General features: G+C 72.8%; 16 protein-coding genes. 10 read left to right on the top strand and 6 right to left on the bottom strand.

The features are described 5' to 3' along the window. The 4 genes from AB0D85_RS10065 to AB0D85_RS10050 form a co-directional block, all read right to left on the bottom strand. Positions 1-582 carry an NAD(P)H-dependent oxidoreductase gene (locus tag AB0D85_RS10065; protein ID WP_362316460.1) on the bottom strand — a complete coding sequence of 194 codons (582 nt, stop codon included), beginning with the start codon at positions 580-582 and terminating at the stop codon, positions 1-3. 52 nt (positions 583-634) lie between these two features. After that, positions 635-1390, bottom strand: a complete 756-nt coding sequence (locus AB0D85_RS10060) for a dienelactone hydrolase family protein (protein ID WP_362316457.1) — start codon at positions 1388-1390, stop codon at positions 635-637. Positions 1391-1418: 28 nt separating this feature from the next. Then, a complete protein-coding gene (locus tag AB0D85_RS10055; RefSeq protein WP_362316454.1) occupies positions 1419-3053 on the bottom strand; it encodes an MFS transporter in 1635 nt (544 codons plus the stop codon). 104 nt (positions 3054-3157) lie between these two features. Continuing rightward, a complete protein-coding gene (locus AB0D85_RS10050) occupies positions 3158-5038 on the bottom strand; it encodes an amidohydrolase (RefSeq protein ID WP_362316626.1) in 1881 nt (626 codons plus the stop codon). 161 nt (positions 5039-5199) lie between these two features. On the opposite strand from AB0D85_RS10050, the gene AB0D85_RS10045 reads away from it, so the two are divergent. From AB0D85_RS10045 to AB0D85_RS10020, 6 genes are all read left to right on the top strand, one after another. Continuing rightward, on the top strand, positions 5200-6138 hold the full coding sequence (locus AB0D85_RS10045; RefSeq protein WP_362316452.1) for a LysR family transcriptional regulator: 939 nt from the start codon (positions 5200-5202) through the stop codon (positions 6136-6138). Between the two features lie 314 nt (positions 6139-6452). Further along, on the top strand, positions 6453-7415 hold the full coding sequence (locus tag AB0D85_RS10040) for a hypothetical protein (RefSeq protein WP_362316449.1): 963 nt from the start codon (positions 6453-6455) through the stop codon (positions 7413-7415). Positions 7416-7426: 11 nt separating this feature from the next. Beyond that, a complete protein-coding gene (locus AB0D85_RS10035; RefSeq protein WP_362316446.1) occupies positions 7427-7828 on the top strand; it encodes a carboxymuconolactone decarboxylase family protein in 402 nt (133 codons plus the stop codon). Between the two features lie 73 nt (positions 7829-7901). Continuing rightward, the gene (locus tag AB0D85_RS10030) at positions 7902-8636 is read left to right on the top strand and encodes a YoaK family protein (RefSeq protein WP_362316444.1); all 735 of its coding nucleotides are present in this window, start codon (positions 7902-7904) and stop codon (positions 8634-8636) included. Beyond that, positions 8636-9433: an aquaporin gene (locus tag AB0D85_RS10025; protein WP_362316441.1), complete on the top strand. Its 798-nt coding sequence runs from the start codon at positions 8636-8638 to the stop codon at positions 9431-9433. Before AB0D85_RS10030 ends, AB0D85_RS10025 begins: the two co-directional genes overlap by 1 nt. Before the next feature lie 16 nt (positions 9434-9449). After that, the gene (locus AB0D85_RS10020) at positions 9450-10415 is read left to right on the top strand and encodes a D-2-hydroxyacid dehydrogenase family protein (protein ID WP_362316438.1); all 966 of its coding nucleotides are present in this window, start codon (positions 9450-9452) and stop codon (positions 10413-10415) included. 9 nt (positions 10416-10424) lie between these two features. On the opposite strand, the gene AB0D85_RS10015 is transcribed toward AB0D85_RS10020, so the two are convergent. Further along, positions 10425-10679 carry a hypothetical protein gene (locus AB0D85_RS10015; RefSeq protein WP_362316435.1) on the bottom strand — a complete coding sequence of 85 codons (255 nt, stop codon included), beginning with the start codon at positions 10677-10679 and terminating at the stop codon, positions 10425-10427. Between the two features lie 65 nt (positions 10680-10744). Next, positions 10745-11692, bottom strand: coding sequence for a DMT family transporter (locus AB0D85_RS10010; protein ID WP_362316433.1), 948 nt, complete (start codon positions 11690-11692; stop codon positions 10745-10747). 21 nt (positions 11693-11713) lie between these two features. Here AB0D85_RS10010 and AB0D85_RS10005 point away from each other — a divergent pair, with 21 nt between their 5' ends. The 4 genes from AB0D85_RS10005 to AB0D85_RS09990 all read left to right on the top strand — a co-directional run bounded on the left by AB0D85_RS10005 (position 11714) and on the right by AB0D85_RS09990 (position 21509). After that, positions 11714-13300 (top strand): PLP-dependent aminotransferase family protein, encoded by a 1587-nt coding sequence (locus AB0D85_RS10005; protein ID WP_362316430.1) that lies wholly within the window; start codon positions 11714-11716, stop codon positions 13298-13300. A gap of 477 nt (positions 13301-13777) precedes the next feature. Next, positions 13778-16681, top strand: a complete 2904-nt coding sequence (locus tag AB0D85_RS10000; RefSeq protein WP_362316427.1) for an AAA family ATPase — start codon at positions 13778-13780, stop codon at positions 16679-16681. 291 nt (positions 16682-16972) lie between these two features. Next, positions 16973-18898, top strand: a complete 1926-nt coding sequence (locus tag AB0D85_RS09995; RefSeq protein ID WP_362316424.1) for a putative Ig domain-containing protein — start codon at positions 16973-16975, stop codon at positions 18896-18898. A 52-nt stretch (positions 18899-18950) separates the two neighbouring features. Continuing rightward, the gene (locus AB0D85_RS09990) at positions 18951-21509 is read left to right on the top strand and encodes a hypothetical protein (protein WP_362316421.1); all 2559 of its coding nucleotides are present in this window, start codon (positions 18951-18953) and stop codon (positions 21507-21509) included. Positions 21510-21556 lie beyond the last annotated feature (47 nt).

Genomic DNA, 21556 nt, shown 5'->3' with positions numbered 1-21556 from the left:
CTAGGACTGCGCCGGCGCGTCGCGCAAGGGGCGCAGGGCTTCCTCGACGCGCACGAGTTCGTCGAGCATCGCCGGGGCGGAGGCGTTCATGACCTCGTTGGCTACCAGCCCCTCCTCCTCGTCGAGGAACTGGTGCACGAAGGGAATCGACACGGACTCGAAGACCGGCGTCATCCTCAGGGTGGTCACCACCTGCTTGATCATCTGGGCGGCCCGGGTACCGGCCGAGACACCGCCGTAGCTGACCAGGCCGACCGGCTTGTAGTGCCACTCGCGGTGCAGGTAGTCGATGGCGTTCTTCAGCTCGGCGTTGTAGCCGTAGTTGTACTCCGGCATCACGAACACGAAGGCGTCCGCCTCCGCGACCTTGGCGCTCCAGTCACGGGTGTGCTGGTGGGTGTACCTGCCCAGCCGCGGGTGGTGCGGCTCGTTCATGAACGGCAGGTTCACCTCGGCGAGGTCCACCAGTTCGACCTCGTCGAATCCGCCGTGTTCCTTGGCGCGGGCCTCGAACCACTCGCCGATGGTGAGGCCGATCCGGCCGGGTCGCGTGCTCGCGACGATGATCTCCAGCTTTGCCACGGGAGGCTGCTCCTTGTTCCTTGTTCCGTCGGGTTCCTGCGGGGCGGGATGCTCAGAGGGCGCGGCCGAACAGGTCGAGCAGCGCGGTCCAGTGCCGTTCCGCGGGCCCGGCGTCGAACCGGTCGGTGTCGGCCATGGTGTAGCCGTGGGCGGCCTCGGCGTAGACGTCGGCGTGGTGCGTGACGCCCGCTTCGGTGAGGGCCTTGTCGAGGCGTTCGATCTGCTCGGGCGGCATGGAGGGGTCGTTGTCGGCGTGGCCGAAGTAGAGCTCGGCGATGATGCGGTCGGCGAGCAGGTGGGGGCTGTCGGGGGCGTCGGTGGCCAGGCCGGCACCGTGGAAGCCGGCCGCGGCGGCGACCTTGCCGGGGTGGTGGCCGGCGGTGAGCAGGGCCAGGCGGGCGCCCATGCAGTAGCCGGTGGTGCCGACCGGTCCGGGGGCGGCCTCGGGGCGGGTGGCCAGCCAGTCCAGATAGGCGGCGGAGTCGCGGGCCACGGCGTCCCCGGTCAGGTCGCCCATCAGCGGGATGATCGGCTCGAAGAGGGCCGGGCGGTCGGCGTCCGCGATGAACTCGGGCAGCGGCACCACCGGGGCGCTCCCGTGCCGGTAGAACACGTTCGGGGCGAGCACGGTGTATCCGGCCCCGGCGAGCCGGTCGGCCATGGCCTTGAGCTGCGGGCGCAGACCGAAGGCGTCCATGTACAACACCACCGCGGGGTGGGCGGTTCCGTCGGCGGGGTGCGCGAAGTAGGCGTCGGCGGTGCCGTCCTGGGTGCGGATGGACACGTCCGTGCCACGTATGGCGGTCATGTGGGTTCTCTCTGTTCGATGTGCTGGTTCAGCCGGTGTGCGCGCTGGGCCCGGTGACGGCGTCGAAGGCGTGGGTGACCTCCGGCTCGGTGCCGGGCAGCAGGAGCGCGCGGGCCCGTTCCTCGAAGTGACGGTCGGTGCTGGTGAGGCGGGAGTGGTGCTGGGCGAGGTGTTCCGCCCAGGAGCCGGTGAGGTAGTTCTCGATGAAGCGGCCCGGTTCGTTGCCGTCCTCGTACAGGCCCCAGGTGAGTGCTCCGGTACGGCGCCGGGAGCGGGCCACGTTCCGCATGGCGTCGGTGAAGGCGGCGCGGTCGTCGGGGGCGACGCGGTAGACGACGGAGACGAGCACCGGGCCGTCGGCCGGGCCGGGTTCGAAGACCAGCGGCGGGGTGGGCCAGTGGTCGGAGGGGGTCGGGTCGATGTGGGCGGCGTCGTACAGCGGCCACCGGCGCACGCTCACGGCGGTCAGCAGGAGCAGGGCACCCGCGACCAGCAGCGCGCCGGTCAGGCCCAGCCACTGGGCCAGGGCGCCCCACAGCGGTGCGGTGAGGGCCTGGCCGCCCTGGAAGACCAGGAGGTAGACGGCCAACCCCCGGGCCCGTACCCAGCCGGGCAGCCGGGTCTGGGTCGCGGCGCTGAGGGTGGAGAGGACGCCGATCCAGGCCAGCCCGGCGGGCAGCAGCGCGAGCGCGACGACCCAGGTGAGGTGGACGGTGGCCAGGACGGCCAGGACGGCCGCGAAGACCACGGCGCCGACCGCGAGCGTGCCGTTGGCGCCCAGTGTCCCGCGGATGCGCGGCAGCAGGAACGCGCCGCTGACCGCGCCGATGCCGACGGCGGCCAGCAGCAGGCCGTACCCGCCGGAGCCGAGGCCGAGCGATTCGCCGGCGACCAGCGGGAGCAGGGACCACACGGCGGCGGCGCCGGGGATGAACAGGGCGGCGCGCAGCAGGATGCGGCGGATGCCGGGCGCGTTCCGGACGTAACGGCGGGCCGCGTACAGGGCGGTGAGGAACCGTTCGCGCTGGGCGGCCGGGACCGGTGGGGCCGGCGGGCGCTTCCACAGCAGCAGCACGATCACGATGCCCAGGTAGGACACCGCGTTGAAGGCGAAGGTCCAGCCCGCGCCCGCCGCGGCGACCAGCACACCGCCGACGGCCGGTCCGATGGCGCGGGCCAGATTCATGTTGACCGCGCCCAGCGCGGACGCCTGCCCGAGCTGGCTCCGGTCGACCAGCTCCGGCTGGATCGCCTGCCAGGCCGGGCCCATCAGGGCGGTGCCGCAGCCGAGCAGGAAGGTCAGGGCGAGGAGCGGCCCGGGCGTGAGCCCGCCGGCGAACGCCAGCACGGTGAGGACCGCGGCGACCGCGCACATGGCGAACTGCGCGGCCACCAGCAGCCGCCGCCGGTCGAAGCGGTCGGCGAGCACTCCGGAGGGCAGCGCGAGCAGTACGACGGGCAGGCTGGAGGCGGTCTGGACGAGGGTGACGAGGGTGGCCCCGTGCCCGAGGAGCAGCCACTGGGCGCCGACCGTCTGCATCCAGGTGCCGACGTTCGACACGAACTGTGCGATCCACAGGGCCCGGAACACCGGCGCCGCCAGCGGCGCCCAGGACGATTCGGCCCGGGAAGCGGTGCTGTCACGCGTCGTCGACGCTGTCATGGTCTGCTCCACAAGGGATGGACCGGTCCCGGCAGACCGCCGGGACCACTCCGGCCTACAAGATCAACGACCGTGCATGCTACGGCCGTTGGACAAGAGTTGTACTAAAAACAGCCGTCCAGGACATCGACCGGACCGAGCCGCGGGACGTTGTCGAAGTCGCCACGGCGCGCGCGCCAGGCACGCTGCTCCTCGGAGTCGGCCGCGGCCTCGGTGAGGGCACGGGCCTGCCGGACGCCGCCGGGCTCGGCGGCCTGGAAGCCGCCGAAGCGGGCGACCGGGCTCCAGGCCGGGCTGATCTCCGGCAGCGGGGCGGCGATGTTCTCGTAGTCCAGGGCGGAGTACACCACCTTGCCACCGGCCACCGTCAGCACCGACTCGATGCGGTCGATGTCCTCGGCGGCCACCGAGAAGTAGTCGGCGGACAGGACGGCCAGATCGCCGTACCTGCCCTCGCTGATCGTGCCCTTGACGTCCTGCTCGCCGGTGAGGTGGGCGCCGGCGCTGGTGTACAGCTCCAGGGCCTTGGCGCGGTCGAGGCGGTTCTCGGCCGGATAGAGCCGGGTGCCGCCGATGGTGCGGCCGGTGACCAGCCAGGACAGGGACAGCCATGGGTTGTGGCTGGAGACGCGGGTGGCGTCGGTGCCGGCGGCGACGTGCAGGCCGGTGTCGAGCATCGCGCGGATCGGGGGAGCGGTCTGGGCGCGCTCGGGGCCGTAGCGGTCGACGAAGGCCCTGCCCTGGAACATCATGCGGTTCTGCACGGAGATGGCCCCGCCGAGCGCCTTGATGCGCTCCAGGCTGCTCCGGCTGACGGTCTCGGCGTGGTCGAACAGCCAGCGGGTGCCGGGCGGGAAGCCGCCGTCCGCGGCGATCTTCTCGAAGACGTCCAGATCCTGACGGATCGTCTCGTCGTAGGTGGCGTGCAGCCGGAAGCCCCAGCCGTTCTCCAGGAGCAGCCGGGCGGCCGCCTCCAACTCCTCCTTGGCGCGCGGCGACAGCTGGGGGCGCGGCTCGGCGAAGTTCTCGAAGTCGGCGGGGGACCAGGCGAGGTTCTCGCCGGCGCCGTTGCAGCGCAGCCACGCGTCGCCGTCGCCGGGGGAGACCATGCCGATCCAGCGGCGCAGGTCGTCCAGTTCCTGTCCGGCGGTCTGCGGGAAGAGGTGGTAGGCGATGCGCACGGTCAGTTCGCCGCGCTGGGCGAGTTCGGTGACGGCGGCGTAGTTGTCGGGGAAGTTCTGGAAGCCGCCGGCCGCGTCGATGGCGCTGGTGATGCCGAACCGGTTCAGCTCGCGCAGGTAGTGGCGGGTGGAGCCGAGCTGGTCCTCGGGGGCGAGCACCGGGCCCTTGGCGAGGGTGGAGTACAGGAGCCCGGCGGCGGGCGCGGCGAGCAGGACGCCGGTGGGGTTCCCGGCGAAGTCCCGGACTATCTCGCCGCCGGGCGGATTGGGGGTGTCGCGGGTGAAGCCGACGGCCTCCAGCGCGGCGCGGTTGAGGATCGCCGACTGGTAGAGGTGCAGGACGAAGACGGGGGTGTCGGGGGCCGCGGCGTTCAGCTCGGCGACGGTCGGCAGCCGCTTCTCGGCGAACTGCTCGCCGGTCCAGCCGCCGACCACCCGGACCCACTGGCCCCGCGGCGTGCGCTCGGCCTGCTCGCGCAGCATGCGCAGGGCGGTGCGCAGCGAACGGACACCGTCCCAGCGCAGTTCCAGCAGGTAGTTGAGGCCACCGCGGATGACGTGCAGATGGGAGTCGTTGAGACCGGGGACGACACGCCGGCCGAGCGCGTCAACGACGCGGGTGGCCGGGCCGATGTACGGGGCGACGGTGGCGTCGTCGCCGACGGCGGTGAACACCCCGTCGGTGATCGCCACGGCGGAGGCGGCGGGGCGGGCGGGATCGCCGGTGTGGATACGACCGTTGCGTACGACGAGATCGGCCGGGTGCCGGCTGCCTTCGTACGGGCGGACACCGGCCACGGGCATGGTGGTGCTGGACACGTTGGTGCTCCTTGGGGTCCCCCCACGCATGCGGCAGTGGGGGAGGGTCGTCTGGCGGCGCTTCGAAACGCTAGGCTGAGCAGTGAGAATCGGTCCAACACATGGATCAGCTCGTATCGATCGGCTCAACAGATGGATCAAGGCTCATGGAGCTACGGCATCTGAGGTACTTCCTGGCCGTGGCCGACACGCGCAGCTTCACGCAGGCCGCGGCCAACTGCTACGTGGCGCAGTCCGCGCTCAGCCAGCAGATCGCCCGGCTGGAGAAGGACGTCGGGGCCACGCTGTTCAGCCGCACCAGCCGTTCCGTACGGCTGACCGCAGCCGGCGAACTGCTCGAACCGCTGGCCCGGCGCGTCCTGTCCGACGTGGAGAACGCCCAGGCCGCCCTGGACGCGCTGGCGGGCCTGCGCCGGGGGCGGCTGCGCCTGGGCCTGGTGCAGACCCTGGCCTGCCCCTTCGACATGGTCGACGTGATGGCCGACTACCACGTCCGCTACCCGGGCATCGACTTCCACGTCACCAACGCGCCCAGCTCCGAGATGGCCGCCGACGTGCTGTCCGGCCGACTCGACCTCGCCGTGGTCGGGCTGGGCCCCCGCCAGGTGCCGGAGGGCCTCGACCACCGGCTGCTGGGCAGGGACCCGCTCGTGGTGGTCGTCTCCCGTGAACACCCCCTGGCCGAACGCGGGATGATCGCTCTCGGCGACCTCCCGGACGGTGACCAGGTCATCCAGTTCTCCCGGGGCACCGGGCTGAGCCGCCAGGTCGAGGCGGCCTTCGCCCGCGCGGGCGTGGACCCCGGCCGGCACTTCGAGGTCGGGCAGATGTACGACATGATCCGCCTCGCCTCCCGGGGCGTCGGGGTCACGGTCGTGCCCCGCTCCTCCATCCTCGGGCCCGGATCGGCGCTGGGTCTCAAGGCCGAGGACGAGCCGCCGGACGGCGCCCGCATCCTCGCCATCGCGGACGAGGAGGCCGTCCACCACGTCTCGGTGGTCTACGACGGCAAGAGACTGGCGCCGGCCGCCGCCGCGTTCCTGCACGTCATCGAACGGCATGGGGGCGTGGGGGAGGGAAGGTAGGCGGGTGGTGGTCGGGTCCGGCGGGAGGGCGGTGGCCGGGTCCGGTGGGCGGGCGGTGGCCGGGGCCGGTGGTCCGGCGTCGGGTGGGTCCGGTGGGCGGGCGGTGGCCGGGGCCGGTGGGCCGGCGTCGGGTGGGTCCGGTGGGCGGGCGGTGGCCTGGACCGGTGGGCCGGCGTCGGGCGGGACCGGCAGGTGGGCGGTGGGCGGTCGATCGGTATTGCCGATCGCTGCGTGCTGATCCATATGTTGGACTGCTGGGACTGTCGGGCCCCAGGCTGGGCGCGAACGTTGGTTCCTGTCCCGAATGGATCCCCATGTCGACCAAGCACGTGGTTTCGTCCGTCGCTGTGACCGCCCTGGCGGCCGGAGCCCTGGCCGCGACCTCCGTCCCGGCCTCGGCCGCCACCGCCCCGGTGTCCGCGCCGCGCATCGTCGCGCACCTGGACCTGGCCGCAGGCCAGCAGCCGGAGAACATCACCCTGCTGCCGCACGACTCGGTGGCCGTCACCTTCGCCCTGTCCCGCCAGATCGCCGCGATCGGGCCCGACGGCAAGGTGAAGGTCCTCGCCACCCTGCCGGCCCCCGCGGCCGGTTCCACCACCCCCGTGCTGTCCTCGCCGTTCCTCGGCGGCATCGTCCGCGCCAAGGACGGCACCCTGTACTTCAACTACGCCACCGGCACCGCCGACCTGACCGGTATCTGGAAGCTGCGCCCCGGCGGCAGGCCGCAGCGCATCGCCGCGCTCCCCGCGAAGGGCCTGCCCAACGGCCTGGCCCTGGACGCCCGTTCGGGCCATCTCTACGCCGCCGACTCGGTCCTGGGCACCATCTGGCGCGCGCCCGTCAAGGGTGGCAAGGTCACCGCCTGGTCCACGGACAAGGCCCTGGCGCAGCAGAGCTTCCTCGGTGCCAACGGCATCAAGGTGCACAACGGCGCGGTCTGGGCGACCGACCTCGACGCTGGCACCGTGCTGCGCATCCCCGTGGGCCGCCACGGCGCCGCCGGTCACGTCCGCACCGTCGCCACCGGCCTCCCGGCCGCGGACGACCTCGCCTTCACCGGCAAGGGCGACACCCTGCTCGTCGCCCTCAACAGCACCAACGAGGTGGCGCTGGTGAAGCCGAACGGCAGCCACACCATCGTCCTCACCGCCAAGGACGGGCTGGAGGGCCCCACCTCCCTCGCGATCCGCGGCGACCGGATCCTCGTCCCGAGCGCCGCGTACTTCACGCAGAAGGACCCCAACCTGCTCGGCGCCAAGTTCGCGGGCAAGTGAAAGGCACCGCCATGACGGAGAACGACCGCACGGACAACAGCCGCTTCGAAGAGGGACTGCGCATCCGCAAGGAGGTCCTCGGCGCCGAGTTCGTCGAGCGCAACCTGGCGGCCGCCAGCGACTTCACCCGTCCCGTACAGGAGTGGGTGACGGAGGCCTGCTGGGGGACGGTGTGGAACCGTCCCGGCCTGGACCGGGCCACCCGCAGCCTGGTCAACATCGCCATGCTGACCGCGCTCGGCAAGATGAACGAGCTGTCCGGCCATGTGCGCGGCGCGCTGACGAACGGCTGCACCGTCGAACAGATCCAGGAGGTCCTGCTCCAGACAGGCGTCTACTGCGGCGCCCCGGCGGCCCTGGAGGCGTTCCGCACCGCGGACAAGGTCATGGCCGAGGCCACGGCCGAGGACTGACCGCACATGTCCGGGAGGGGGCCGGAGCAGTCTGGGTCCGGCCCCTGGTGACCTTCGAACGGGAGTGACACACATGCACGCCGTACTGCGGGACGCGTGGACCACCGTGGTGCCCGACCGGCGGGACCGGCACGGCCCGCTCCCCCCGCTGATGCTCGCTCTGACCGTGGTCACCGGCCTGGTGGACGCCTTCAGCTACCTCGTGCTGGGCCATGTCTTCGTGGCCAACATGACCGGCAACGTCGTCTTCTCCGGCTTCGCCCTCGCCGGTGCCGCCGGCTTCTCGCTCGTCGCCTCGCTGGCCGCGCTCGCCGCCTTCGCCGGGGGCGCCCTGCTGGGCGGCCGGGTGGCGCACGGGGCCCGGGCCCACCGCGGCCGGGTGCTCCACCTGGCACTCGTCCTGGAGACCGTCCTGGTCCTGGCGGCCTACGTCGTCGCCCAGAGCGTCGGAGCTCCGTACGACGACACCGCTCGGTACCCTCTGATCGCGCTGCTCGGCCTCGCCATGGGCGTCCAGAACGCCGCCGCCCGCGCCCTGGCCGTCCCGGACCTCACCACCACCGTCCTGACGCTGACCATCACCGGCATGGCCGCCGACAGCAGGGCCGCCGGCGGCAAGGGCGGCAAGGCCGGCCGCCGCGCCCTCTCGGCGCTGGCCATGTTCACCGGCGGCCTGGTCGGGGCGATCGCCGTCCAGCACGGCAGCCCCGCGCTGCCGCTGCTCGTCGCCACCCTGCTCCTGGCCGCGGGCACGATCGTCGCCTTCGTACTGACCCGGTCCGACGCCGGTTGGACGGACCCGCTGTGATGGACGCCCTGGACCGGGTGGGCACACCGACGGCATCCGGCCCCGCCGAACCCCTCGCGTGGCGGCGCACCCTTCACGGCGCCGCGCTCGAACTCGCCCTCACCACGGCCATGCTGTTCGTGGTGGTCACCGCGACCCGCTGGCTGATGGGCACCCTGCACCCGGCCGACGCCGTAGCCCACGCCGACGGCGGCTGGTGGAACACGCCCCACGGCAGGCTGCTCGTCCTCGCCCCGATCGCCGGCTACACCATCACCGCGATCATGCTCTCGCCCTGGGGCCGACGCACCGGCGGCCACGTCAACCCGGCCATCACCCTCGCCATGTGGCGCTACGGCAGAACGCCCGCCCGGGATGTACTGCCCTTCGTCACCGCACAGTTGGCCGGTTCTGTCCTGGGGACGCTGGCCGGCCGGCTCGTCTGGGGAGGCGTCGTGGCCGGCCCGGGCGTGGACTACGCCGCCGTCCGCCCCGCGGCCGACTGGTCCTGGGCCGCCGTCGCCGCGGTTGAGGCGATGACCATGTTCGGCATCGTCGGCGTCGCGGGAATCGGCGTCTCCAGTCGTCGACTCGGCCCGTTCACCCCGTGGGCGGTGGGTACCCTGATCGCCGCGCAGATCATCGCCTTCGGCACACTCTCCGGCGGAGTGGCCAACCCCGTCCGCCAGTTCGGTCCGGCCGTGCTCGCGGGCGACACCCCGTTCCTGGCGGTGTACCTGCTGGCGCCACTGCTCGGAGCCCTGGCCGCCACCACCGTCGTCAACCATTTCACCCGCACCCGGCGTGCGGACCGATGAAAGGCAGAACGCCCGTATGACCCTCCGCTGCGCCGTACTGGACGACTACCAGGGTGCCGCCCTCACCCTGGCCGACTGGAGCCCCCTCGCCGGAAAGGTGGAGGTACGCACGCTCCGCGAGTACATCGCCGACCGGGACAGGCTCGCCGCCGAACTCGCCGACTGCGAGATCGTCGTGATCATGCGGGAGCGCACTCCCTTCGACGCGGACCTCCTGCGGCGACTGCCCCGGCTGCGCCTGCTGGTCACCACCGGCATGCGCAACGCCTCCGTCGACCTCGCCGCCGCTGCCGCCCAGGGCGTGACCGTCTGCGGCACCGCGAGCAGCGCCACCCCGCCCGTCGAACTGACCTGGGCGCTCCTGCTGGGCCTGGCCCGGCACGTCAGCACGGAGAACCGCGCCCTGCGCGAGGGCGGGCCCTGGCAGTCCACGGTCGGCCAGGACCTCGCCGGCCGCACCCTGGGCCTGCTCGGACTCGGCAAGATCGGCACACGGGTCGCCCGGGTTGCCACCGCCTTCGGCATGGAGGTCCTCGCCTGGAGCGAGAACCTCACCGCAGAGCGTGCCGCCGAGGCCGGAGCCCGACTCGCCGCGAGCAAGCAGGACCTGCTCTCCCGCAGCGACTTCGTCTCCGTCCACCTCGTACTGTCCGACCGCACCCGCGGCTTGCTCGGCGAGCCGGAACTGCGCGCGATGCGCCCGGACGCCTACCTGGTCAACACCTCCCGCGCCGCCATCGTCGACCGGCCGGCGCTGCTGCGTGCCCTGCGGGAGAACTGGATCGCCGGGGCGGGACTCGACGTGTTCGAGACCGAACCCCTCCCCGCCGACGATCCGTTCCGCTCCCTGCCGAACGTGCTCGCCACACCGCACCTCGGCTATGTCAGCCAGGGCAACTACCGCACCTTCTACACCGAGGCCGTGGAGGACATCACCGCCTTCCTCGCCGGGACCCCCGTCCGGCAGCTGACGTCGGGCTGAGCACACGCGTCACCTCGACCTGAGCCGCGGGACGCGGGCGCACAGTCCCGGGAACCGCGCGAGCGCGTCGTCCCGCTCCGGCGCGATCCACCGACAGGTGTCGTAGACGTCGTCGTCGACGGACGGTTCGGGATCGCCCGTCGTCGGATCCGGCAGCCGTCCGGCGAGGAACGGCAGCGTCGCGACGTTGCCGACGGCGACCAGTGACCCGAGCGGTTCCAACTGGGCGGCGGCACCCGGCGGCGGGGGGAACGCGTCCGACATTCGGTCCACGCAGGGAAGGCGTCCGCGGGGCCGCTCGCCCGGTTTCCGGCCAGGCGCCGTGTCCGCTACCCGGCGTGAGCCGAGGTGGGCGCCTGGTCCGGCGCGGGCAGCCGGGCAGTGTCCGCGACTTGCCCCTCGCGCGCGCCACGTGGCCGCAGGCCGGCGACCAGGCCGATGACGACGACGCCGATGCCCGCCCAGACCGACGGGGCGGGCGCGCCGGTGCCCCCGGCGGCGCTCGCGGCCGCCGCGGCGAGCGGGGCGATGCCGGTGAGCAGCCCGGCCCGTCCGGCCCCGACCGCGCGGACCGTCGAGTACCACAGCACGAACGCGACCGCCGTGACCATCAGTGCCAGATAGCCGACGGCGGCCCACTGGGACCCGGACAACTCCCGTACGGCCGACGGCCCTTCCACCGTGGTGCCGAGTACTGTCAGCAGTACGGCGCCCAGCCAGGTCGCGTGCACGGACACTCCCCACGGGGTGTGCCGCCGCAGCACCGGAACCGCGAGCAGGGTGAATCCGGCCTCGCACCCGAGGGCCAGCGCCGCCCACGCCACTCCGACGGAGTCCGAGCGCCCCGTCCCCTCCACCAGCACCGCGCCCGCCACGACCACGGGCGCGGCCACCAGGACCTGACGGCTCGGCGACCGCCGCTCCAGCAACGGGCCCACCGCCGCGAGAACCACCGGCACACACGCCACGGCGACCGCGATCACCGCGGGCTCCGCGTGCGCGACACCTCGCACCACGGCCACGTTGAAGAGCACCAGGCCCGTGATCGCCAGTCCGGCCAGCCAGAGCCATTCCCGGCCGCGCGGCCACACGAGTCGAGCGCCGGCGACACGGGCGACGACCAGGAGAATCACGGTGGCGACCGCGTACCTGACGGCCTGGGTGGTGAACAGCGGGGCGTCGACGAGCCCGTGCGAGACGGTGACGCTGCTACCGACCAGCGTCATCCCCACGATGCCCGGGACGAGCCGGCCGTACGAAGCCGAAGTCGTATCCATGTCCTTCACCCTGCCCCCACAATGGATGCCATGGGCAGGTCCACGAAGCCGGTCTCCGAGGGGTCCAAAAGTCCGCGCCGGGCGGCCGGGCCGTCCGATGGGCCGCCGTCGGAGGCGGCCACCACGGGAGACGGCACGGCAAGTCCCGGCGAGGCCGGCGGATCGGACTTCCTCCAGCTGGACATCGGCCAGGCGCCGCCCGGTGGGCGTACCGCCTGGCTCGCCGACCGGCTGCGGTCGGCCATCGCCGACGGCCGCCTGCCGGTGGGAACCAGGCTGCCCGCCAGCCGGGTGCTCGCCGACGAGCTGAACGTCACCAGGGGTGTGGTCACCGAGGCCTACCGGCGGCTCGCCGAGTCCGGTCAGATCGCCGGTCGCGGCCGGCTCGGCACGGTGGTCGTGGCGGTGCCCGCGGCGCCTCGTGACCGCGGCCGCGGGACACCGGAGCCCGGGCCCGTGCTCTTCGGGTCGGCCGACCGCGAGGGTGTCGTCGACGCCCTGCGGGCACTGCCGTGCCGTATCGATCTCTCCCCGGGCGTCCCCGACCTGGCCGCGTTCCCCCGCACGAGCTGGCTGCGCGCCGAGCGTGCCGTACTGGCCGACGTCACCCCCGCCGACTTCGGCTACGGCGATCCCCGGGGCGCCCCCGCTCTGCGCCGGGCCGTGGTCGGCTGGCTGGCCCGCAACCGTGGCATCCGCGCCGACCCGGACGAGGTGGTGGTGGTCGCGGGCGTGGCCCAGGCCCTCGGACTGCTCGGCCGGATGCTGCTGGCGGACGGCATCCGCCGTATCGCGGTCGAGGACCCCGGATCGCTCGGCGCACGCCAGCAGTTGGAGTACCACGGGCATACGGTCGTTCCCGTCCCGGTGGACCCGAAGGGCCTCGATGTCGGGGTGCTGCGGGCCGGTGGAGCCCGCGCGGTGCTGCTGACCCCGGCCCACCAGTTCCCCACCGGAGTGGTCCTGGACGGGGAACGCCGACGGGAACTGCTGGACTGGGCGGCCGACGGCGGGGTGGTGATCGAGGACGACTACGACGCCGAGCACCGTTACGACCGGCCGCCGGTACCGGCCCTTCGCTCGCTGATGCCCGAAGGCGTCTGCTACGCGGGCAGCGTGTCCAAGCTGCTGGCGCCCGCCCTCCGCGTCGGCTGGCTGCTCGTGCCGCCGGACCGGCTGGACGCCGTCGTGACCGCCAAACGCTACGCGGACCTGGGCAACGGCATCCTCACCCAACTCGTCCTCGCCCGCCTGATGGACTCCGGCGAGCTGGAACGGCACCTGCGCCACGTCCGGCTGCGGCACCGGCGACGGCGGGACGCGATGCTGCGGGCCGTCCGGGCACACCTGCCCGGCGCCCGGGTCCACGGCGCGGCCGCGGGCCTGCACCTGATGGTCACCTTCGACGAGATGCGCGGAGGCGACCTCGGCGACACCGACCTTGCGGCGGCGGCGCTCGACCTGGGCGTCAAGGTGCACCCGCTGTCGTGGCACCGTATGAGCTCCGGACCGCCGGGGCTGGTGCTCGGTTACGCGGCCGGTCCGGCCCACGAGATCGACGAGGGGATCGCCCTCGTCGGCACCGCCCTGCGCGGGCTGCTCACGTGAGGCGGGCCGATGCGGCGCACCTCCCGGAACGCCCCCTCGTCCAGCCCCGCGTCGGCGTGCAGGGGGAACTGCCGTCCCGCACCGGCTCCGCCGAAATGGCCCCCTCCGCTCGATCTGCTCGAAATCGATGAAATCAGCCACCTCGAACTCAAGCGCTGATGCGCAGAGATGGTTCTCCAGAGATTGACCGAGGGGGTGGTGGAGAGCGGCATCGCGATACCGGATGGCGGAGACAATTCCTCGGCTGCAAGGCGCAACGGGTCGGTATCGGCTGGGACACCCTCAGCGAGCACGTCCGCCTGAAACAGCAGCCGCCCCGTACAAAGGGCCGGACATTTTTCACTTCCTGACGGCGTAATGGAGTCGGCCCCGAGGCGGCATCGGTTTTCCCGTGATTGGGCAGCATCGACCCGCAGGTGCGCGGTGCAAGCCTCTCAAGCTGACATATTTGGAATGAGGCAAATGTCGGGAAACCGTATGGGTGGATCGCACGTCACGCACAGCGTGCCCTCGCCTGCCTTCGTCGGCCGGGACGTCGAACAGCAGTGGCTTCGGGAGACGTTGGCGCGGCCCTCGACCCGGCTGGTCGTCATCGAGGGCGAGGCCGGGATCGGCAAGTCCCGTTTCGTCCATGAGACCCTGCCGGACGCGGTCGGCACCGGCGGTGGTGTCCTGCTGCTGCGGTGTCCGCCGGTCACCACACCGTTCCCCATGGGGACGCTGGTGGAGGCGCTCGCCCCGACGCCGCCCGACCCCCGCCGGCTGGGGCGGCTCGCCGGGGCGCTGCGGCCGCTGTTCCCGGAGTGGTGGGACATCCTGCCCGAGCCGCTGCCGCCCGCGGAGAGCAGCGCGCTCGAGCGGCACCGTCTGTTCAGGGCACTCGCCGAGCTGGTGCGGACCCTGGGCTTCCATACGGTGGTGCTGGACGACGCCCACTGGGCGGACCATGCCACCCACGAGTTCCTGCTGCACCTGGCCACCGTCGACGGGGACGCGCCCGTACGGGTGGTGGAGACCTGGCGCACCGAGGAGCGACCGGACCCGCACCTGGTGGCCCGGATCCTGCGCATCGCGGCCGGCGGCACCGGCCGGGTGATCCCGCTGGGCCCGCTGGACCCGGCCGGCACCGAGAAGTTCGTGGCGTCGATGCTGCGGGGGCCGCTCGTCTCGCCGCGCGTCGCCGACCTGCTGCACCAGCGCACACAGGGCATTCCGCTGCTGCTGGAGGACCTGGTCCGCACTCTGAACGACCAGATGCGCTCCAACCCCGGTGGGGTGCAACGGAGTACGGCGAGCATCGGCGCCCTCGCGCCGCCCGCCAGCCTGCGCGAGTCGGTGGCCGCACGGACCGAACGGCTCACGGAGGCGGCCCGGTTGGCGGGCTGGGCACTGGCCGTGCTCGCCGAGCCGGCCACGGTCCCGCTGCTCGCCACAGTGACGGGCCTCGACCACCAGGAGGCCAGCACGGCGGTCGACGACCTGCTGGCGGCCCACCTGTTGAGCCCGGCGGACGGTGGCGAGATCTCCTTCCGCCACGCGCTGGTCCTGGACGCCGTCGCCGATCAGGTGCCGCTCGGCGAGCGGTCGCGTCTGCACGCCCGGGCGGCCGCGGCGCTGGGCGCGTTACCCGCACCGCCCGTCGTGCGGCTGGCCCGGCATCTGAAGCTGTCCGGTGACACGGCGGGCTGGGCCCGGTACGCCGAGCAGGTGGCCGACCTGGCGCTGGCCCGCGCCGACGACCTGACCGCGGCGAACATCCTGCTGGAACTCGCCACCGTCACTGTGCAGGAGCCCGCGGATCTGACCCGGATCGTGGCGAAGATACCCTTCGCGGTGTTCCGCGGCGTCGAGCCCTACCGCGCGGTCGAGGAGGTCCTGCGGCGCGCCGCGGAGGTCCCGGGGCTCTCGCGGCTGGACCAGGGCCGGGTGCGCTGGCTGCTGGCCCGGGTCCTGATCCTGGAGGATCGGATGAGCGAGGCGGCCGAGGAGACACGGCGTGCGGTTCCGCTGCTCGCGGACGAGCCGCTCCTCGCCGGGCAGGCGATGATCAACAGCGTTCATCTGTCGTGGCCCACCTGGTCGTTTGCCACCCGCCAGGCGTGGCTGCAGCAGGCCGCCCGGCTGCTGCAGGACCGCGATGCCGCTTCCGAACTGCGGCTCACCTCCGATCTGGCGACCGTGCTGCTGCGCTTCGGGTCGGTGGACGGCTGGCGGGAGGCGGCCAGGATCCCGACCCGCGACATCAAGGTCGGGGACCGGCTGAACGCGGCCCGCGGACTGGGCAACATCGGCCACTGCGCGCTGATCTGGGGCCGGTACGCGACGGCTCGGACGGCCCTGTCGGCCGCGTTCGAACTCGCGCACACCTACGACTACCCCGTGGTGTCGGCCGAACTGGAGGACATCAGCCTGCACCTGGACTATGTGGAGGGCTCCTGGGAGGGGCTGCGGGAGCGGGCGGCGGCGCTCGTGGCCGCCGCCCGCTCCGTCGGCGGCGATCGGCTGGACGCCGAGGTCGTCGAGGCGCGGCTCCTCGTCGCGGAGGGCCGGAGCGACGACGCACGCCGCCGGCTGCGGGAGGTGCTCGACCACCCGGCCAGCCGGCTGGGTCCCGAACTGGTCATGGAGGCCTGCGCGGTCCTGGCCGAGGTGGCACTGGGCGACGGTGATCCGGAAGAAGCCCTCGCACTGACGCTGGAGCCGTTCTCGCTGATCGAACGTACCGGGGTGTGGCTGTGGGGCACCGACCTCGTGCCCGCCCGGGTACGCGCCCTGCTGCTCACCGGCAGCCGGGAAGAGGCCCTGGCGGTGGTGGACGCGATGGCCTCGGGGGTCGGCGGCGGCAGCGCGCCGGCCGCCGACGCGGCGCTGCTCAGCTGCCGGGCGCTGCTCGCGCACGCCGCCGGCGACCTGCCCCGGGCCCGGGCCCTGCACCGGCAGGCGGCCGGGGCCTGGCGGGCACTGCCGCGCCCGCACGAGGAGGCGCGCGAGCTGGAGGCGGCGGCCCGGTGCCTGCCGGAGAGTGCCCGGCAGGAGACGGTCGCCGAACTCCGGGACGTCCTGCGGCGGTACACCCGGCTGGGCGCGACCGTCCACGCTGAGCGGGTGGCGGCGGCGCTGCGGACGGCAGGGGTCGAGACCCGCGGGCCGGGGCGGCGCGGCAGGAAGGGCTACGGTGCCCGGCTCTCGCCCCGCGAGCGGGAGGTGGTCCGGCTTGTGGCGGCCGGTGAGACGGACTCCGCCATCGCCCTGAAGCTGTTCAAGTCGCCCCACACCGTCCAGTCCCAGGTGAAGTCCGCCAAGCAGAAGCTCGGGGTGTCCACACGCGCCGAACTCGCACGCGCGGCAGCGGAGTTGGTGCCGGACGACCACGATCGGTGACGAGGCTGCGGTCGCTGGTCGCTGGTCGCTGGTCGCTGGTCGCTGGTCGCTGGTCGTCGAGGGCCGAGGGGCGAATGTTGGGTGTCGTCGGCCGTTCCCGGCCGCCCTTTATTTCACCTGTCCCGGGAATTCATTCACCCCGCGACCTGTGACCTGCGTTCCGGCGCGCGCTGGCAGACTCTCCGGCACCGAAGAACGGTGCGCACTCCCTCACGGTGCTGCGCGGCCCCCGGTTTTTCACGCTCCCCCTCGGCACTGGCGCCGCGCTGCCCACACCCCTTGGAGGTACCCGTGAAACACGCCCTCGCTGCCCTGGCGGCGGCGTCGGTGCTCGTACTGAGCGGCGCCGCGGCTCAGGCCGGCACGACGGCGGCCGACTCTCCCTCGGCGGCACCGAGTTGCGCCCAGGCCGTGACGCCCGGGCACTACACGTGCTTCGCCCTGAGACGCACCGACGTCAAGGAGGCCAAGGCCCTCGCGACGGACGCCACCCCCGACGGCTACGGCCCCGGTGACCTGCACTCGGCGTACAACCTGCCGGACAGTGACACGGCGGCCACGATCGCCGTCGTCGACGCCTTCGACGACCCGACCGCCGAGTCCGACCTCGCCGCCTACCGGTCCCAGTACGGCCTGCCGGCCTGCACCACCGACAACGGCTGCTTCACGAAGCTGAACCAGAACGGGCAGACAAGCCCGCTGCCGTCCCCGGACGGCGGGTGGGCGGGTGAGATCTCGCTGGACCTCGACATGGTCTCCGCGACATGCCCCTCCTGCCACATCACCCTGATCGAGTCCGACGACAACACCGCGGACAACCTGTTCGGTGCGGTCAAGAAGGCCACCGACCTGGGCATCAAGTACGTCTCGATGAGCTTCGGCGGCCCGGAGTCCGGTGACGAATCCAGCTACGACACCACGTACCTCCGGTCCTCCGGCGTCGTCTACACCGCATCGAGCGGCGACAGCGGCTACAGCGCCGGGCCGATCTACCCGTCCACGTCCAACCGTGTGGTCTCGGTCGGCGGTACGTCCCTCACCCGGGCGTCCGGCACCCGCGGCTGGACCGAGTCGGTGTGGGGCGGCACCGGAGACGGCACCGGCTCGGGTTGCTCCAGCGACGAGAGCAAGCCGTCCTGGCAGGGCGTCGTACCCGACACGGTGTGCGGCCGTCGCGCCGACACCGACGTCTCCGCCGTCGCGGACCCGGCAACCGGCGTGGCCGTGTACCAGACATACGGAGGCGACGGCTGGGCGGTGTACGGCGGGACCAGCGCGTCCGCGCCGATCATCGCGGCCGTGTACGCCCTCGCCGGCACGCCCGGTGCCGACGACCAGCCCGCGTCGAACCCGTACACGCACAACGGCGGACTGAACGACGTGACGTCCGGCGACAACGGCACCTGCACCCCGTCGCTGCTGTGCACCGCGGCCACCGGATGGGACGGCCCCACCGGGCTCGGCACCCCCGACGGCCTGACCGCCTTCAAGGCGGGCAACAAGATCACCGTCACCGGCCCCGGCAACCAGAGCGGCACCGCCGGTACGGCCGCCAGTCTGCAGATCCAGGCGACCGACTCCTCCCCGACCGCCACGCTCGCCTACGCGGCCACCGGCCTGCCGCCCGGGCTCACGATCGACGCGGCCACCGGCCTGATCTCGGGTACACCCAGCGCCGGTGGCGTCGGCAACGTCACCGTCAAGGTCTCCGACGGCACCGGCGCGACCGCGTCCACGTCGTTCACCTGGACCGTCATCGGCAACGGCACCGGCTGCTTCGGCCAGGTCCTGCTCAACCCCGGCTTCGAGTACGGGGACGCGGGCTGGACCGCGAGCGACGGCGTGGTCAACGCCGACGGCACCTACGCGCACGGCGGCTCCGGCTACGCCTGGCTCGACGGCTACGGCACCGCGCACACCGCCACCCTGTCCCAGCAGGTGGTCATCCCGGCCAAGTGCAGGGCCACGCTGGACTACCAGCTGCGGATCTCCAGCTACGAGAGCGCGAAGCGCGCCCGCGACACCCTTACGGTGACCGCCGACGGGCACACCCTCCAGGCGTTCTCCAACACCGACCAGGGCACCGGGTACGTCGAGCGCACCGTCGACCTGTCGGCCTACGCCGGGAAGACCGTGACGCTCACCTGGACCGGCAAGGAGAACAGCTCGCTCGCGACGTCCTTCTTCGTCGACGACGCGGACCTGAACCTCGGCTGACGCAACGTCCGTGCTCCTTCCGCCCGTTGCCACCCATACGAAAGGCTCTCCCATGCGCACACGACCTAGACGCGCCCCCAGCGCCCTGGTGGCCGTCGCGTCGCTCCTGCTGGGTGCGTCCGCCCTCGACTCCGCGGCCGTCGCTCCGGCCACCGCCGTCCCCGCCGGGCTCCCCGCGGGGCAGTCGACCGACGCGGGACACCACCCCTCGAACCACCCGGCCCACGCCTGGAAGCGGAGCGGTCTGACCCAGACGCTGACCGCGAACGCGGGTCTCGGCGCCACCATCGGCTACTCGTCCGCGCTGTCGGCCGACGGCTCGACCGCGGTGCTCGGGGCGCCCGACGCCAACTACTACGAGGGCGCCGTCTACGTCTTCCACAAGTCCGGCGGCACCTGGCGGCAGGACGCCGTACTGACGCAGACCGACGTGCAGTTCGCCGAGATAGGTTTCGCCGTATCGGTGTCCGACGACGGCCGGACCATCGCCGCCGGCGGGCTCGGCTCGCGCGGCCGCGTCTACGTCTTCGGCAGACAGGACACCGGCTGGAAGCAGGACGCGGAGTTCAAGGCGCCCGCGGGCGGTGGCCTGTTCGACGACCTCGGCTTCTCGGTGAGCGTCTCCGGTGACGGATCGACCGTCGCCGCCGGCGACTTCGCGCGCTACAACAACCAGGGCTCGGTCTTCGTCTACGACAGGACCGCGGACGGCTGGAGCAGCGGCGGCGAACTGCAGGCGCCGGACGGTGTCGCGGGCGACCGCTTCGGCTACGCGAACGGCGTCTCCCTGTCGTACGACGGCAAAGCCCTCGCGGTGGGCGCGATGAGCCGGAACAAGGACAAGGGCGCCGTCTACACCTTCACCCGCGAGGACGGGGACTGGACCCAAACCGGCGAGCTGACCGCCCCCGACGGCGCCGCGAACGAGCGGTTCGGCGAGGCCGTCGCGCTCGCCGGGACGGGCGACAGCCTCGTGGTGGGCGCGCCGTATCACGGCACCGGCGTCGCCTACACCTACCGGCTCACCGGCGGGTCCTGGACCCCGACCGGCGAACTGCAGGCCGGCGGCAAGCGCGACTTCATGTCCGACGCCATCGCGGTCGACATCTCCGGTGACGGCTCGGTCGTCGGCGTAGGCCTGCCGTCCCGCAACGGGCTGTACGGCGCTGCCGCGATCTTTGTCCGGAACAGCTCCCGCACCGGCTACACGCAGCACGCGACGCTCGTACCGTCGGAGTTCCGCGGCACGACCGGCGGCGCCGGCACCGGTCTTGCGCTCTCGGCCGACGGGCACACCGCGCTGGTGGGGGCACCCATGGTCGCGGAGCCGGACTTCGTGTCCGGCGTCGGCTTCGTCTACGAGGACGGGGCCGCGAAGCCCGGTCCCGGTGGGATCCTCGGCCAGGTCGCACCCTCGGCCCGCAGGACGACCTCGCAGGGCGAGCCCCCGACGGCCGACACACCGTCGCCCTACGGCAGGACCGGGCGGACTCGGGCCACGTCGTCGGCGCACAGCTCGCAGCTCGCCGGCCGGCACCCCCTCCTGAACACCGCCCACCGCACGGCCACCGCCTGCGCGGCGGCCCCGCGGCCCGGCTACGCGAGCTGCAACGCCCAGGTGGTCACCGACTCCGCGCTGAAGCCGCTGGCGACGACCGACTACGAGGACGGCTACACGCCCGCCCAGTTGCAGAGCGCCTACGGGCTGAAGGGCCTGACCGGCAGGACGACCGTCGCGGTCGTCGACGCCTACGCCAACCCCGACGCGCAGAAGTCACTGAACGCCTATCGCGAACGGTTCGGCCTCGGCCCGATCCACCTGACCCAGGTCGGCCAGGACGGCACCTCGCAACTGCCCACCGCGAACTCCGGCTGGGGCACCGAGGAGATGCTCGACCTGGAAATGGTCTCGGCGGCCTGCCCGACCTGCTCGATCCTCTACGTCGGCGCCGACTCCGCCACCTTCGACGACCTCGGCACCGCCGTCAACACCGCGGTGAAGCTCGGCGCGAAGGTCGTCTCCAACTCCTACGGCGGCGACGAGGGGGCCGACAACGCACAGATCCAGGCCAAGTACTACCAGCACCCGGGCGTCGCGATCACCGCGAGCAGCGGTGACCTCGGCTACGGCGTGTCCGTCCCCGCCGCGTTCGACTCGGTGATCGCCGTGGGCGGCACCTCCCTCACCCTGGACGCCTCGGGCACCCGTACGAACGAGACCGCCTGGGGCGACGCCGGGAGCGGCTGCTCGCGCTTCACCGCCAAGCCGTCCTGGCAGCACGACGGCTACTGCGCCCACCGCACCGTCTCGGACGTCTCCGCGGTCGCCGACCCCGACACCGGTGTCGCGGTCTACGACTCGGCCGCCGGAGGCTGGCTGGTCGTCGGCGGCACCAGCGTGTCGGCGCCGGTCATCGCCGGGATCTACGGCCTGACCGGCCACACCTCCGGCCTGCCGGCCCGGCGCCTGTACACGGCGCCCGGCCACTCGCTGTACGACGTGGGTTCCGGTCTCAACGGCACCTGCTCGTCGGAGTACCTGTGCTCCGGCCTGTCCGGTTACGACGGTCCGAGCGGAGTCGGTTCGCCCAACGGCGTCGGGGCGTTCTGACCACCGCGAAGACCGGCACCGACAGCGGCACCGACAGCACCCCGCTT

The sequence above is a fragment of the Streptomyces sp. NPDC048277 genome (genome assembly GCF_040652235.1).
Taxonomy (GTDB): domain Bacteria; phylum Actinomycetota; class Actinomycetes; order Streptomycetales; family Streptomycetaceae; genus Streptomyces.
This window is presented reverse-complemented; position numbering and strand designations above follow the sequence as displayed.

What these genes read in the sequence shown, in the direction of transcription:
- AB0D85_RS10060 (WP_362316457.1), bottom strand. Translation starts at nt 1,390, where the DNA reads ATGACCGCCATACGTGGCACGGACGTGTCCATCCGCACCCAGGACGGC.
- AB0D85_RS10055 (WP_362316454.1), bottom strand. Translation starts at nt 3,053, where the DNA reads ATGACAGCGTCGACGACGCGTGACAGCACCGCTTCCCGGGCCGAATCG.
- AB0D85_RS10050 (WP_362316626.1), bottom strand. Translation starts at nt 5,038, where the DNA reads ATGCCCGTGGCCGGTGTCCGCCCGTACGAAGGCAGCCGGCACCCGGCC.
- AB0D85_RS10045 (WP_362316452.1), top strand. Translation starts at nt 5,200, where the DNA reads ATGGAGCTACGGCATCTGAGGTACTTCCTGGCCGTGGCCGACACGCGC.
- AB0D85_RS10040 (WP_362316449.1), top strand. Translation starts at nt 6,453, where the DNA reads ATGTCGACCAAGCACGTGGTTTCGTCCGTCGCTGTGACCGCCCTGGCG.
- AB0D85_RS10035 (WP_362316446.1), top strand. Translation starts at nt 7,427, where the DNA reads ATGACGGAGAACGACCGCACGGACAACAGCCGCTTCGAAGAGGGACTG.
- AB0D85_RS10030 (WP_362316444.1), top strand. Translation starts at nt 7,902, where the DNA reads ATGCACGCCGTACTGCGGGACGCGTGGACCACCGTGGTGCCCGACCGG.
- AB0D85_RS10025 (WP_362316441.1), top strand. Translation starts at nt 8,636, where the DNA reads ATGGACGCCCTGGACCGGGTGGGCACACCGACGGCATCCGGCCCCGCC.
- AB0D85_RS10020 (WP_362316438.1), top strand. Translation starts at nt 9,450, where the DNA reads ATGACCCTCCGCTGCGCCGTACTGGACGACTACCAGGGTGCCGCCCTC.
- AB0D85_RS10015 (WP_362316435.1), bottom strand. Translation starts at nt 10,679, where the DNA reads ATGTCGGACGCGTTCCCCCCGCCGCCGGGTGCCGCCGCCCAGTTGGAA.
- AB0D85_RS10010 (WP_362316433.1), bottom strand. Translation starts at nt 11,692, where the DNA reads ATGGATACGACTTCGGCTTCGTACGGCCGGCTCGTCCCGGGCATCGTG.
- AB0D85_RS10005 (WP_362316430.1), top strand. Translation starts at nt 11,714, where the DNA reads ATGGATGCCATGGGCAGGTCCACGAAGCCGGTCTCCGAGGGGTCCAAA.
- AB0D85_RS10000 (WP_362316427.1), top strand. Translation starts at nt 13,778, where the DNA reads ATGGGTGGATCGCACGTCACGCACAGCGTGCCCTCGCCTGCCTTCGTC.
- AB0D85_RS09990 (WP_362316421.1), top strand. Translation starts at nt 18,951, where the DNA reads ATGCGCACACGACCTAGACGCGCCCCCAGCGCCCTGGTGGCCGTCGCG.